The organism is Actinacidiphila cocklensis, from assembly GCF_907177275.1.
Classification (GTDB): Bacteria; Actinomycetota; Actinomycetes; order Streptomycetales; family Streptomycetaceae; genus Actinacidiphila; species Actinacidiphila cocklensis.
Genome location: NZ_CAJSLV010000062.1, coordinates 61,547 through 74,673 on the forward strand (window position 1 = coordinate 61,547; position 13,127 = coordinate 74,673).

The following is a 13,127-nucleotide window of genomic DNA, read 5'->3' on the forward strand; positions in this document are numbered from 1 at the left end:
TCCCGCGGGTCCTGCGCGGGCGGGCCGCCGGGTGGGTGGCCGCCTGGACGGTCGCCGCGGTCGTCTGCGGGCTCGGCGCCTGGTCGTACGCCGGCACCCGCGGCGACGACGCGCTGAGCTTCGGCAAGGCGCGGGACGCCGCGCTCGCCGACGGGCAGCGCGACATCGCCCGGCTCAACACCGTCGACGCCGCCCACGCGGACAGCGACCTCGGCCAGTGGCTCGCGGTGACCGCGGGGCCGCTGCACGACCGGATGGCCAGTACGCACACCGCGGACGCGGCCACGCTGAAGCAGTCGGGCACCTCCACCCGCGGCACCGTCACCGACGCCGCGGTCACCGAACTGGACACCAGGGCGGGCACGGCCAAGCTCATCGCCACCGTGCAGGTCAGGGTCACCCCGGCCACGGGCACGGCGACCACCGACCGCAAGCGCTTCGAGGCGGGCCTGTCCCGCACCGCCGACGGCTGGAAGCTCACCGCCCTCACCGCGGTGCCGGCCGGGTCGAGTTGAGAGCGGAGGAAGGTACCCGGATGAAGACGCACCAGCCCCCGGCCGAGCCGGCGGAGGCGGACGAGGCCCCGGTGGCGGCCGCCGCGGAATCCCCGGCCGAGGACGTCGGGGAATCCCCGGCCGAGGACCTCGGGGAACCTCCGGCCGAGGACGCCGCCCCGGACGCACCCGCTCGCGGCGCGCGGCGGCCGTCGTGGCCCGGCTTCCTGCGGGGGAGGCGGCCTTCGTGGCCGCGGGCCGTGCGGAGCAGCCCGTGGCGGGCCGTCGCCGTCGTGGTGATCGCCGGGCTGCTGCTGGCCGGCGGCGGACTCGGCTACGCGGCACACCGGTTGCAGGACCCGGGCGCGGCGCACAACCACGCGCTCACCGACACCGAGGCCACCAGCCGGCTCACCGGTGACGTCAGCGACGCGCTCAGCCGGATCTTCGCGTACACCCCCGACGACACCCGGTCCACCGCCCGGGCCGCCCGCGACCTGCTGGAGGGCACGGCGGCACAGCAGTACCAGAAGCTCTTCACGCAGATCCGGCAGCAGGTCGCCGACCAGCGGCTGACCCTGAGCACCCGGGTGGTGCGGGCCGGCGTGGTCTCGCTCACCGGCGACCGCGCCCGGCTGCTGGTCTTCCTCGACCAGACCGCCCAGCGTGCAGGCGCCGCCGCCACCAGCGCGGCGGCCCAACTCTCGGTGACCGCCCACCTGGTCGGCGGCCACTGGCGGATCAGCGACCTCAAGGCCCGGTAGGAGAAGCCCAGATGGCACGCATGCAGTCCGTCCTCCGGCGCCGCCCGCTGCTCGCGGCGGCGCTCACCCTCGCGCTGGCCGCGGCCCTCGCCGCCGCACTGACCGGGTGGTCCTGGTACGGCGCCGCCCACGACGGCGACGCCGCCTTCGCCCGCAACCGCGACGCCGTACTGGCCGCGGGCGAGCAGGCCGTACAGAACCTCAACACCCTCGACCACAGCGACCTGGACCACGGGCTGGACATCTGGGAGGACTCCACCACCGGCGACCTGCACAGCCAACTCACCCAGGGCAGGACCGACTTCGCCAAGCAGGTGCAGCAGGCGCAGACGGTCAGCACCGCCAAGGTGCTCTCCGGCGCGGTCACCGAGCTGGACACCAGGACCGGCAAGGCCAGCGTCATGGTCGCGCTGCGGATCACCGTCCAGGCGCCCAAGTCCAAGCCGGCGGTCAAGGAGAGCCGGATGCTCGGCGAGCTGACCAGGACCGCCGACGGCTGGAAGCTCAGCGCCCTGGGCCAGGCCCCGATGGGCGACAGCGCCCCGGACCCCGCGCCCGCCTCCACCACCCCGCAGCCCACCGCGAGCCACTGACGCCGTACGCGAGAGGACCGACGCGCCATGTCGACCACCCGTCATCTGATCAACCGGCAGCGCAGGCTCGCCGCGGTGTCCGCGGCGGCGGAGGAGCGGGCGGAGGAGCGTACGGTGCGCGGCCCGGCGCCGGTCCGTACGCGTACCCGTACGGACCTTGCCGCCGTGGAGGTCAAGGAGCCCGCCGCCCGGCGCCCCTTCCCGCTCGCCGTCACGCTGCTCGCCGTGCTGGCCGTCCTGCTCGGCGGTTTCGCCGCGGTCGCCGCGAGCCGGGCCTCGGCGCTGCACGACACCGTCGCCACCCACAACACCGCGCTGACCGACACCGCCCGCACCAGCGAGGTCAAGGGCCAGATCGCCGAGGCGGTGAACGCGGTCTTCTCCTACGACTACGCCGACACCGCCCGCACCGACGCCGCGGCAAGGCGACTGCTCACCGGAAAGGCCGTACAGCAGTACGCGGGCATGCTCGCCGAGGTGCGCGCCCAGGCACCGGCGCAGAAACTGGTGCTGACCACCACGGTCACCGACACCGGCGTCGCGGCGATCGACGGCGACCGCGCGCACGTGCTGGTGTTCGCCGACCAGCGCAACACCAGCACGGCCAAGGCGGGGGCGGGCAGCACGTACGCCGCGGCCATGTTCGCGGTGGACGCCGTCCACCAGGACGGCATCTGGAAGATCGCCTCGATCGACACCTTCGGCTGAGGCCTCGCAGCAGGCACTATGGACAGTGAGCCGCGACTGCAACGCACCCGAAACGGTGTGATGCAATGCTCATGATCCCCCGCCCGGACCAGGCGGGGGAGCGGTGCCTGACCGGCGAGGATGGATGGATATGGATAAGCAGCAGGAGTTCGTTCTCCGGACCCTTGAGGAGCGGGACATCCGCTTCGTACGGCTGTGGTTCACCGACGTACTCGGCTACCTCAAGTCGGTCGCCGTCGCCCCCGCCGAGCTGGAACAGGCGTTCGACGAAGGCATCGGCTTCGACGGGTCCGCCATCGAGGGCTTCGCCCGGGTGTACGAATCGGACATGATCGCCAAGCCCGACCCCGGCACCTTCCAGATCCTGCCCTGGCGAGCCGAGGGACCCGGCACGGCCCGGATGTTCTGCGACATCCTGATGCCCGACGGCTCACCGTCCTACGCCGACCCGCGCTACGTCCTCAAGCGCGCCCTTGCCAAGACCTCCGACCTCGGCTTCACCTTCTACACCCACCCCGAGATCGAGTTCTACCTGCTCAAGGACAAGCCGCTGGACGGCGGCCGCCCCACCCCGGCCGACAACTCCGGCTACTTCGACCACACCCCGCAGAACATCGGGATGGACTTCCGCCGCCAGGCGATCACGATGCTGGAGTCGATGGGCATCTCGGTGGAGTTCTCCCACCACGAGGGCGCCCCCGGCCAGCAGGAGATCGACCTGCGGTACGCCGACGCGCTGTCCACCGCCGACAACGTCATGACCTTCCGGCTCGTCATGAAGCAGGTCGCCCTGGAGCAGGGCGTGCACGCCACCTTCATGCCCAAGCCGTTCTCGGAGTTCCCCGGCTCCGGCATGCACACCCACCTCTCCCTCTTCGAGGGCGACCGCAACGCCTTCTACGAGTCCGGCGCGGAGTTCCAGCTCTCCAAGGTCGGCCGGTCCTTCATCGCGGGCCTGCTGCGGCACGCCGGTGAGATCTCCGCGGTCACCAACCAGTGGGTCAACTCCTACAAGCGCATCTGGGGCGGCTCCCAGCGCACCGCGGGCGCCGGCGGCGAGGCCCCCTCGTACATCTGCTGGGGCCACAACAACCGGTCCGCCCTCATCCGCGTCCCGATGTACAAGCCCGGCAAGACCGGCTCCACCCGCGTCGAGGTCCGCTCCCTCGACTCCGGCGCCAACCCCTACCTGTCCTACGCGGTCCTGCTCGCCGCCGGCATGAAGGGCATCCAGGACGGCTACGAACTCCCGGCCGGCGCCGACGACGACGTGTGGGCACTGTCCGACTCCGAACGCCGCGCCCTCGGCATCGAGCCCCTCCCGCAGAACCTGGGCGAGGCCATCGACCTGATGCAGCGCAGCGAACTCGTCGCCGAGACCCTGGGCGAGCACGTCTTCGACTTCTTCCTCCGCAACAAGAAGCAGGAGTGGGAGGAGTACCGCTCCGAGGTCACCGCCTTCGAACTCCGCAAGAACCTGCCGGTGCTGTAAGCGCAGGTCAGATGCCCTTTCGTGCGTGAGCGACCATCCGGGCCAGCGGCGATGTGCCGCTGGCCCGGTTGCGCAGGTCCGGCGCCTTCGACACGCTGGTCGTCACTGGGCGGAGGGCTGGGCCACGAGGACTGGCCCCAGGTCCTGGCGGAGCTGGGACCTCGGTAGTTGTTGCTCAGCCATGGTCGGGGCGGTGACGTGGGCGTGGGGAAGCGGCGGACGTGGGCGGGCCTGGCGTACCTGTACGTCCTGCTGGTGGGGTTCTGCACGCTGGTGGAGCACTGGTTGTGGGGGAAGGGCTGGAAGGCGGGGTTCGACTCGTCGCTGCTGATGGCGCTGTTGCCGGTCGCGGGGTCGCACGGGCCTCAATGGCGCCGGGCACGTCGCGCCGCGAAGCGTCAACGGGCCTTGCAGGGCCATCAGGTGCCCGGTGATCGTGGGACGACGTAGCCGGGGTCATGGGCTGGTCACAGGCCTGGCGCCGGCACTCCGGCGGCGGTGAGGATCTCGGGGGCGGCCTCGCGCAGGCTCGTGAAGTGGCGGTGCACGCCGGCCGGTGCGGTCGCGGAGTTGACGCCCCAGACCGTCATGCCGGCCCGCAGGCCTGCCTCGACTCCGGAAGGGGCGTCCTCGACGACCAGGCAGTCCTCGGGCCGCGCGCCGAGCCGCTCGGCGGCCGTCAGATAGGGCAGGGGCGAGGGTTTGCCCTCCTCCACCGCGGCCGCGTCCACGACGACCCGCGGGACCGGCAGGCCCGTGCGGGCGAACCGGCCGCGCACCCGGTGCTCGTAGTTGGAGGTCACCAGCGCCCACGCCCCCGGCGGCAGGGCGTTCAGCAGCTGCGACGCGCCGTCGAAGGCCGCGTAGGCGCCGGTCCTGACATCCTCGTCCTCCAACTCGTGCAGCGCCGCCAGGCACTCCGCCCGGTCCAGGTGGGGAGCCACCGCGGCGAAGGTCTCCAGCGGCCTCGTCCGCAGCGCCACCCGGTAGACGTCGGCCGCGTCCAGCCCGTGCCGTCCCGCCCACGTCGCCCAGACCCGGCGCTGGTTGTCCACGGCGTCGACCAAGGTGCCGTCGACGTCGAAGAGGACGTACCTGCCCGGGTTGCGCTGCTCGTCCTCACTGGTCACCCCGTGATCATGCCAGCACGGCGATAAGTGCGGAGCGCTGCCTTCCGGGGGTGGCCGCGCCTACGCTTGCGGGGTGACGATGGGGGACGAACTGCTCCTGCTCGCGATCGTGCCGGGCAGGCGGCGGATACGGATACGCGCCGAGGACCGGCTCAGGTTCGCCCTGCGGGCGGCGGAGCTCGCGGAGTTGAGCCTGGCGGGGCGGATCGCCGTCGGCCCGCGGCGGATCGAGGTGCTGGACTCCCGGCGCGTCGACGTCCCCCGGCTGAGCAACATCCTGCACGGCCTGGACACGGCCACTGTGCCGCCCAGCCCGCAGAGCTGGCTGCGCGGGACGCCGCGCTCCCTGACCACGGAGTACCTGTCCCGGCTGGAGGACCAGAAGACGGTCCGGGTACGGCGGCAGCGGGTCCGCAGCGGAAGCACCCGCCACGACATCCTCTCCGTCGACCTGCCGCGCCGGCAGGCCGTGCTGGACCGCCTCGGCCGCGTGGTCTTCGGCGGGGTGGAGGACGCCCGCGACCTGACCCTGCTCGTGCTCGCCCAGACCGCGGGCATCGCCGCCGCCCTCTACCCGGGCCTGCACGGCTCCGCGGCCCGCCGCCGGACGGCGGCCCTCGCCGCGACCGACCCCCTCCCCGGACTCGCCGACGCGACCCGGACCGCGGACGAGGAACTCGCCACCACGATCGCCGCCGCCACCGGCGACCTCTCCTGCCGCCTCGGCGGCGAGCTGCGCAGCCTCTACTCCGACACGACGACCGGCGGCCACAGCCTCGGCCACGACCTGTCCTCGTCCACCTGGTCCGAGGGCCACACCGGCGGCTCCCACCACCACGACAGCGGCGGCGGCCACGGCGACTGGTGAGCCCACTTCCCCTTCACCGTACGAAAGGCACAGCTTCTCCATGCCCTCTCTCAGACCCGGCGTGCCGGTCCTGCTCGTCGCCGCGTCAGCGGCGATGCTCACCGCCTGCGGCAAGGCAGGTGCGGCCGACGCGCACGTGGGCGCCCGGCTCCCGACGGCGCGCACTCTCGCCGAGGCCGATCAGCAGCTGCACGCGTACCTCCTCGACGTGTTGCCGGCGGGCGCCGGCGACAGCAGCACCCGCGCCGGCGCGGTCCAGGCCCCCTTGCCGGGCCAGACCGGCTGCAATGTCCGCGGGCAGGCCACCCACGTGGTGACGGAGACCGTCCTCGGCGCCCGCGACGGCTACGCCACCGACGTCGTGGGCGCCTTCCGGCACCGCGGCTGGCACATCGTCGGCTGGAACGGCGACACCCCCGACGGCTCCCGGGTCACCGGTGCGGCTCAGGCCGGCTACCGCCTGGTGATCCGGGAGCGCTCCGACACCGTCGACGTCGCCATCGAAACCCCCTGCCTCCAGGGCGACCCCCTCCCGAAGCGCTCGGACTTCCCCGACGACTCCACTGACGGCAAGCACGCCTGAGACGCCCCCCCTCACGCGCGACCCACCCGGGCCAGGCGTGGGGAAATCCCGTGGACCCATCGCCGCGGGCGGGGCACAATCCGCGGGGACCGGGGCGAGGGGGAGCTTGGTTGGACGTGTTCGTGTGTGCCGGGTGCGGCACGGAGTTGACGGCGCCGGTGTCGCGGGTCGCCCTTCCTGTTCACACCCACTACGGGGGGTGGGAGGAACTCCATCCTCCCCTGATGGAGCCCGCGACGTACGCCGTCGAGCCGCGGCCCACCGGACCGCCCTGGCGGTTGTGGGAGGAGGCCGGGGAGGACGCGGCTGCCCGGCAGGGCGTGTACGCCCCGGTGTACTCCGTCTCCTTCGGGGCGCGGAACAGGATCGTCATCGCCCCCGGCGACTCCCGTTCCATGACCCTGATCCCCGAGAGGTGCGAGGGCTACTGCCGGGGTGTGGACGGCCGGGCAGGTCCCAATCTGGCGTGCGTGGGGTGCGGGCAGGCCGTGGCGACGCGGGTGGACGACTGCGGGTCGTGGCAGACGGTGTGGCTGGAGCCCGACGCGGTCGTACGCCGTTTCTCGGGGCTCCCCGCCGGTCCGGCTCCTGACTGGGACGACCTGGCGCGCGCCGAGCACCGCGTCCCGCCCGTCGAGCCCGACGGGTCGTGGAGCCGCCGCTGGGAGGCGGCGGTCGGCGTCGCGCTGGCCCACCTCGTGGCGGTCACCGACTGCCGTCCGGTGACGCTTCCCGCCGGCCCCGTCGCCGAACTGCTGGGCCACGCCGTCGGCCGGCACCTCCCCGCCGGGGACGGTGCCCGGTCGGTGGCGCTGGCCGGCCCGGGGATCGGCATGCCCCGGCCGCGTCCTGACATCCTCCTCGTCCCCCGCCACCCCCTCACGGGCACGCCCTGGCGCCCGCCGGGCGACGAAGGGGCCGTGGTGCCGCTGGACAGCGGGGTCTGGGCGTACCTCGCCCACCCGGGCGAGACCTCGCCGATGCCCGCGACCGGGGTGCTCCCTGAGGGCGTCCTGCGCGACGACTACCCGCTGCCGCCGAGCCCGGGGTCCCCGCTGGCGCCTCACCCCCACGCCTTCGTGGACACCCTGGTCAGGCTGCCCGCAATACGCTCGCCCCGCCTGCGCTGGTATCGCGACGCGTGACGCGGGTCAGCCCAGCCAGGACGGGGACAGGGCCGAGGGGGTCAGGAGGTGGGGGGTGCCGGTGGGCGTGGCGGGGGTGGTGTAGAGGTCGGAGCCGTAGTCGCCCGGGAGGGAGTAGGCGAGGGTCTGGTCGTCGAGCCAGACGGCCTGGTCGTCGACGTTGCGGGTCTCGGCGGTGGGGTGGTCGCGCAGGGTGGCGAGGTCGAGGACGTAGAGGCGCCAGGGGGCGTCGGGGGACAGGCCGGGGACGCGCTTCTTGAAGGCGATACGGGTGCCGTCGGGGGACAGCGAGGGGCACTCGACGTTGGTGCGCAGGGTGACCGCGGTCTTCGCCGTCACGTCGCCGCGGATCAGGTAGGTGTGGCCGCCGGTCGCCGCGGTGGCGTAGAAGTGGGTGTCGTCGGCGAAGGTCACGCCCCAGAAGTTGAGGTCGGCGGCGCGCAGCCGCTTGCCGTCGCGGGTGACGGTGTAGTCCTCCAGGGTCGGCTGCAGGACGCCGGTCCTGGTGTCGAGGATGGAGGTGCGGGTGGAGAAGTTCGTGCCCGCGTAGGAGTCGCCGCCGACGAAGACCGTCCAGGCGACGAGGTGGCCGCTGGGGGAGACCCGGGCGCGGGTGGGGATGCCCGCCAGGTCGACGCGGCGGGTGGTGTGCAGGCCGGCGTCGAGGACCAGGGCGCGGTAGGTGTCGTTGACCGGGCCGCGCTCGGCCTGGAGGCAGATCCCGGTGCCGGCGGCGGCGTAGAAGCGCAGGCACTTGACGCCGGAGGCGGTGCGCGAGCCTTCGGGGTCGGCGGCCGGGACGCTGGCCAGCTCGTCGCGGTGCGGTCCCCAGGCCATCGAGCGGAAGACGATGCGCCGCCCGCCGGAACCGGCCAGCGAGACCGTGCCGGCGTGCACCGCGGGGCCGCCCGCCTGCACCTGGTTCTTGCGGTCCGCCCGCTCGGCGGCCCGCCAGACCGCGACCCCGGCGACGGTGGCCAGCACCAGGACGCCGGCCAGCAGCACCAGCAGCCTGTCCCGCACGCTCATACCGCCTCCGCGGGCCGCAACCGGATGGAAAGTGCCACGCTCGCCAGCAGCGCGACCGCCGCCCCGGCCAGCGCCGACCGGTCGCCGAACGCGGTCCAGGCCGCGCCGAAGGCGATCGAGCAGCAGAAGCGCGCGGCGGCCTGCCCGGTCTGCACGAGCGCGAGACCGCTGGAGCGCAGCGCCGCCGGTACGGAGCCGGCCGCGGCCGCCATCAGCACGCCGTCGGTGGCCGCGTAGAACGTGCCGTGCAGGGCGAGCACCGCGTACGGCAGCACGCCGGCCCGCAGGTGCGCGAGCAGCAGGCCGTACGCGAGCAGCAGCGCGACATGGCCGCCGACGAAGACCCGCCACCGGCCCACCCGGTCCGCCCAGCGGCCGAGCGGCACGGCGAGCAGCAGGAAGGCTGCCGCGGTGCCGAGCGGCAGCAGCGCGAACCAGCGGTCGGGCACGCCGAGCCGGCGCTGCAGCATGAGGTAGACGAAGGAGTCGCTGACCGTGGCCAGGCCCAGCGCCACCGCGCACAGCGCGAGCCCGCGCAGCTCCCGCCGCCCGAGCAGGGCGACCGCGGCCCGCAGCGAGGGCCGCTCGGCGCCGTCCCCCGGGGCGGCCGCCTCCCGGGCGCGGGAGGGCACGAAGAGCAGCAGCACCAGCACGCCGACCATGGCGACGCAGAAGCTGACGGTGAAGACGGCGTCGTAGCCGTCGGCGGCCTGGCGCAGGATGAGGAAGGCGACGAGCGGGCCGAGCAGGGCTCCGGTGGTGTCCATTGCGCGGTGCACCCCGAAGGCCCGGCCGCGGCCCTGCGGCGGTGAGGACAGCGAGATCAGGGCGTCGCGGGGGGCGGTGCGCAGGCCCTTGCCGGTGCGGTCGGCGGCGAGCACCGCGCCGATCAGCGGCAGGGTGTGGGCGGCGAGCAGCAGTGGTTTGCACAGCGCGGACAGGCCGTAGCCGAAGGCGGCGACCTGTTTGTGCCGGCCGCCGCGGTCGGCGAGGTGGCCGCCGACCAGCCGGACCAGGGCGCTGAAACCGTTGTAGACGCCGTCGAGCAGGCCGAAGCCCAGCGGGGACAGGCCGAGCCCGGTGACCAGGTAGAGCGGCAGCACCGCGGTGACCATCTCGGAGGAGATGTCGGTGATCAGGCTGACCGCGCCGAGCGCGAGCACGGTGGAGGCGACCGCGGACCGCCGCCCGGGGCGTGGGAGGCCCCGGGCGGCGGATCGCGAGGCCGCCGCGGGTGTGCTCCCGCGGCTCTCGCTGACGTACATCGGTCAGCTGGTCCAGATGCCGGTGATGTCCGACGCGGACGCCGCCTGGCCGGCATGCGTCGACGTGCCCGCGAGGTCCTCCAGCGTCCGCAGGAGGTTGTAGTGGTTGTACGTGGTCCCGTTGGAGCTGCCCGCGGTGACCGGCTGCCCGTAGAGAACCGTCGGGATGCGGTTGCCGCTCAGCGAATTGTCCTCGTCGAAGGTCACCACCAGGAGGCTGTTGTGGGTCTTGGCCCAGGTGGCGTACGCGCCGAGGTTGTTCTTGATCCAGGTGTCACCGGTGGACACCGAGCAGTCGTGCATGTCGCTGCACAGGTTCGGCACCACGAACGACGTGGTCGGCAGCGTCGAGTAGTCGGTGGGGAACTGCGCGAAGGTCTTCGCACTCGACGTCGGCACGTTGGAGAAGCCGAACCACGGGTTGTGCTTCTGTGCGTAGTTGCCGCTCTTGCAGGTCGTCGAGCCCTGGCTGGGCAGCGTCTCGTTGTAGCTGCCCCACGTCTTGCCCGCGGCGGCCACCTCCGAGCCCAGGTTCGCGGCCGAGCTGAAGCCGGGCGTGATGCAGCTGTCGTCCGTGATGCCCTGGGTGGAGCCGGAGAACAGCGCGTAGTAGTTCGGCTGGCTGGGGTGGGTGATGCCGTGGTTCTGCGTGAGGTTCGCGCCGCCGGTCTTCAGCGAGTTGATGTAAGGGGCGCTGGAACTGCCGATCACCTGGCTGTACGCGTGGTTCTCCATGACCACCACGACGGTGTGGTCGGGAGTGGGGACGGAGCCTGCCGCCTGGGCGTTGCCGCCGAGGCCGGCCCACAGGCCGGCAGAGGCGGCGGCAAGGCCGCCGGCGGTCAACAGGGCGGTACGGCTGCGGCTGCGCACGGGTTACCTCCGGTACGGGGGCGGGTGGGACGCGCGGGGTCTGCGGTGCGGTGTGCATGCCAAAGGTAGGGGCGGCAGGGCGACCCGCGGACCGTGCGGGAGGTGAAGAACATGCAAACGATGCGGTACGAACGCCGGCGCGTCAGCTGGTCGGCGGCAGTGACAGCCGCAGCCGCACGCCCTGCGGCAGCGGCTCCGCCGTCACGGTCCCGCCGTGCGTCTCGGCGATCTGCCGCACGATCGCCAGGCCCAGCCCGGAGCCGGGCAGCGAGCGCGCGGCCGGCGAGCGGTAGAAGCGGTCGAAGACGAAGGGCAGGTCGGCTGCGGGGATACCGGGGCCGCGGTCGCTCACGGACACGGCACCGGCGGCGGTCGTGGCCACGGTGATCCGGCCGCCGTCAGGGCTCCATTTTACGGCGTTGTCCACCAGATTGCCGATCGCGCGCTCCACCGCGTCCGGGTCGGCGTGCACCAGGCACGGCTCCAGCTCCGCCGCGAAGTCCAGCCGCGGCGACCTGGCGGCGGCCCGCTCCACCACCCGCCGGGCCAGCAGGTCCAGCCGGGTGTCCTCGGTGTGCACCCGCACACCGCCGTAACGGCCCAGGTCCACCAGGTCGTTGACCAGCGAGGTCAGCTCGGCGGCCTGGGCGCGGGCCTCGGCGACCAGCGCGGGCGCCTGCGGATCGGCCAACCCCGGCCCCTCCGCGAGGAGTTCGAGGTTGGTGGTCAGGCTGGTCAGCGGGGTGCGCAGCTCGTGCGACGCGTCCGCGACCAGCCGGCGCTGCGCGCCCACCGACTCGTCGAGGGCCGCCATCATCGCCGCGAACGACCGGGTGAGCCGGGCGATCTCGTCCCGCCCGTCGGCCGAGAGCCGCGCGGTCAGATCCTGCGTCGCGGTGACGTGCTCCACGGTCTCGGTCAGCTGCCGCACCGGCCGCAGTACCCGCCCGGCCGCCAGCCGCCCCACCGCTGCCGCCAGGACGCAGCCGCCCGCCGCGATCGCCGCCAGCAGGAGGGCCAGCCGGTTCAGGGCGCTGTGCACCACCGACGTCGGCACCGCGGTACGCACCAGCACGCCGGGGCTGCCGGTCATCTGCGCGGTGTAGATCCGGTACCGCCGGCCGCCGTAGTCGGCGTCGTGGAAGTACGCCGGGCTGCTGCCCTCCGCGACCGCCACATCCCGTTTGCTGACGTCGGTGAATCCGTCCGTGGCCCCTACGGCGATCGGCGGGATCAGGAACTGGAGCAGGTCGGAGCCGACGTTGACCGGCCCGGTCGGGATCACCGGACGGTCCGGCGCCACCCCGGGCGTCTTGGCCGCCACCTCACCCTTCTCCTTGAACGCCTTCACCATGTCGGGCGCCTGGCCGGCGGCCGACACCAGGTCCGCGTCGTGCTGCTCGTTCAACTTGGCGCCCAGGGACGGGTACAGCACCAGCGAGGCGAGCAACAGCGCGGCCAGTACGGCTAGTCCGCCCGCGAGCGCCAGCCGGTCGCGCAGGCTCACGGCCCCTCCCGCAGCACGTAGCCCAGGCCGCGTACGGTCTGCACCAGCCGCGGCTCACCGTCCGCCTCCAGCTTGGCGCGCAAGTAACTCATGTACACCCACAGGGCGTTGGAAGACGGGCCGAAGTCGTAGCCCCACACCGAGTCGAAGATGAGGGTGCGGCTCAGCACCCGGCGCGGGTTGCGCAGGAACAGTTCGAGGAGTGCGTACTCGGTCCTGGTCAGGTCGAGGACCCGGCCACCGCGGGTGGCCCGGCACGCGGCGGTGTCCAGTTCCAGGTCCGCGAACCGCAGCAGCTCCTGGTCGGCGCCGCTGCGGCGCAGCAGCGCCCTGATCCTGGCCCGCAGCTCCTCCAGCGCGAAGGGCTTGGCCAGGTAGTCGTCCGCGCCCGCGTCCAGGCCCGCGACCCGGTCGGCGACCAGGTCGCGGGCGGTGAGCATCAGGATCGGCGTGCGGTCGCCGCGTGCCCGCAGGGTGCGGCAGACCTCCAGTCCGTTCGGCTCGGGCATCAGGATGTCCAGCACCACCGCGTCCTGCCGGCCGGCGGCCAGCGACGCCAGCGCGGTGGCGCCGTCCGCCGCCACCGAGACCTCGTACCCGTCCCGGGTCAGGGCGTGCGCCAGCGAACGGCGTACCGCGTCATCGTCGTCAACCACCAGCACTCGCATGGCGTCAG

The 13,127-nt window shown here is 73.3% G+C and carries 14 protein-coding genes; 8 read left to right on the top strand and 6 right to left on the bottom strand.

The genetic code is table 11. The annotated features are described in order from the left end of the window. Positions 1 to 11: 11 nt before the first annotated feature. The 5 genes from NFU81_RS22215 to NFU81_RS22235 all read left to right on the top strand — a co-directional run bounded on the left by NFU81_RS22215 (position 12) and on the right by NFU81_RS22235 (position 4,051). On the top strand, positions 12 to 515 hold the full coding sequence (locus tag NFU81_RS22215; RefSeq protein ID WP_422665259.1) for a hypothetical protein: 504 nt from the start codon (positions 12 to 14) through the stop codon (positions 513 to 515). Between the two features lie 20 nt (positions 516 to 535). Then, positions 536 to 1,258 (top strand): hypothetical protein, encoded by a 723-nt coding sequence (locus tag NFU81_RS22220; RefSeq protein ID WP_251492603.1) that lies wholly within the window; start codon positions 536 to 538, stop codon positions 1,256 to 1,258. 11 nt (positions 1,259 to 1,269) lie between these two features. Then, positions 1,270 to 1,851, top strand: a complete 582-nt coding sequence (locus tag NFU81_RS22225; RefSeq protein WP_251492605.1) for a nuclear transport factor 2 family protein — start codon at positions 1,270 to 1,272, stop codon at positions 1,849 to 1,851. Between the two features lie 27 nt (positions 1,852 to 1,878). Further along, the gene (locus tag NFU81_RS22230) at positions 1,879 to 2,559 is read left to right on the top strand and encodes a hypothetical protein (RefSeq protein ID WP_251492607.1); all 681 of its coding nucleotides are present in this window, start codon (positions 1,879 to 1,881) and stop codon (positions 2,557 to 2,559) included. Positions 2,560 to 2,689: 130 nt separating this feature from the next. After that, entirely contained in the window at positions 2,690 to 4,051 is a 1,362-nt protein-coding gene (locus tag NFU81_RS22235) for a glutamine synthetase family protein (RefSeq protein ID WP_251492609.1), read from the top strand. A 467-nt stretch (positions 4,052 to 4,518) separates the two neighbouring features. Here the strand turns inward: NFU81_RS22235 and NFU81_RS22240 are convergent, their stop codons facing one another. After that, entirely contained in the window at positions 4,519 to 5,181 is a 663-nt protein-coding gene (locus tag NFU81_RS22240) for an HAD family hydrolase (RefSeq protein WP_251492611.1), read from the bottom strand. A 79-nt stretch (positions 5,182 to 5,260) separates the two neighbouring features. Between NFU81_RS22240 and NFU81_RS22245 the strand changes: the two genes are divergently transcribed. The 3 genes from NFU81_RS22245 to NFU81_RS22255 all read left to right on the top strand — a co-directional run bounded on the left by NFU81_RS22245 (position 5,261) and on the right by NFU81_RS22255 (position 7,777). After that, positions 5,261 to 6,049, top strand: a complete 789-nt coding sequence (locus NFU81_RS22245; protein WP_251492675.1) for a GOLPH3/VPS74 family protein — start codon at positions 5,261 to 5,263, stop codon at positions 6,047 to 6,049. A 40-nt stretch (positions 6,050 to 6,089) separates the two neighbouring features. After that, positions 6,090 to 6,632: a hypothetical protein gene (locus tag NFU81_RS22250; RefSeq protein WP_251492613.1), complete on the top strand. Its 543-nt coding sequence runs from the start codon at positions 6,090 to 6,092 to the stop codon at positions 6,630 to 6,632. A 110-nt stretch (positions 6,633 to 6,742) separates the two neighbouring features. Continuing rightward, positions 6,743 to 7,777: a hypothetical protein gene (locus NFU81_RS22255; RefSeq protein WP_251492615.1), complete on the top strand. Its 1,035-nt coding sequence runs from the start codon at positions 6,743 to 6,745 to the stop codon at positions 7,775 to 7,777. A 6-nt stretch (positions 7,778 to 7,783) separates the two neighbouring features. Here the strand turns inward: NFU81_RS22255 and NFU81_RS22260 are convergent, their stop codons facing one another. The 5 genes from NFU81_RS22260 to NFU81_RS22280 all read right to left on the bottom strand — a co-directional run bounded on the left by NFU81_RS22260 (position 7,784) and on the right by NFU81_RS22280 (position 13,119). After that, positions 7,784 to 8,806, bottom strand: a complete 1,023-nt coding sequence (locus tag NFU81_RS22260) for a TolB-like translocation protein (RefSeq protein WP_251492617.1) — start codon at positions 8,804 to 8,806, stop codon at positions 7,784 to 7,786. Next, positions 8,803 to 10,071, bottom strand: a complete 1,269-nt coding sequence (locus NFU81_RS22265; RefSeq protein ID WP_251492620.1) for an MFS transporter — start codon at positions 10,069 to 10,071, stop codon at positions 8,803 to 8,805. Before NFU81_RS22265 ends, NFU81_RS22260 begins: the two co-directional genes overlap by 4 nt. 3 nt (positions 10,072 to 10,074) lie before the next feature. Next, positions 10,075 to 10,944, bottom strand: coding sequence for an alkaline phosphatase family protein (locus NFU81_RS22270; protein WP_251492621.1), 870 nt, complete (start codon positions 10,942 to 10,944; stop codon positions 10,075 to 10,077). Between the two features lie 142 nt (positions 10,945 to 11,086). Next, the gene (locus NFU81_RS22275) at positions 11,087 to 12,451 is read right to left on the bottom strand and encodes a HAMP domain-containing sensor histidine kinase (protein WP_251492623.1); all 1,365 of its coding nucleotides are present in this window, start codon (positions 12,449 to 12,451) and stop codon (positions 11,087 to 11,089) included. After that, the gene (locus NFU81_RS22280; protein ID WP_251492626.1) at positions 12,448 to 13,119 is read right to left on the bottom strand and encodes a response regulator transcription factor; all 672 of its coding nucleotides are present in this window, start codon (positions 13,117 to 13,119) and stop codon (positions 12,448 to 12,450) included. The genes NFU81_RS22275 and NFU81_RS22280 overlap by 4 nt, the downstream gene beginning before the upstream one ends. Between the last annotated feature and the right edge of the window lie 8 nt (positions 13,120 to 13,127).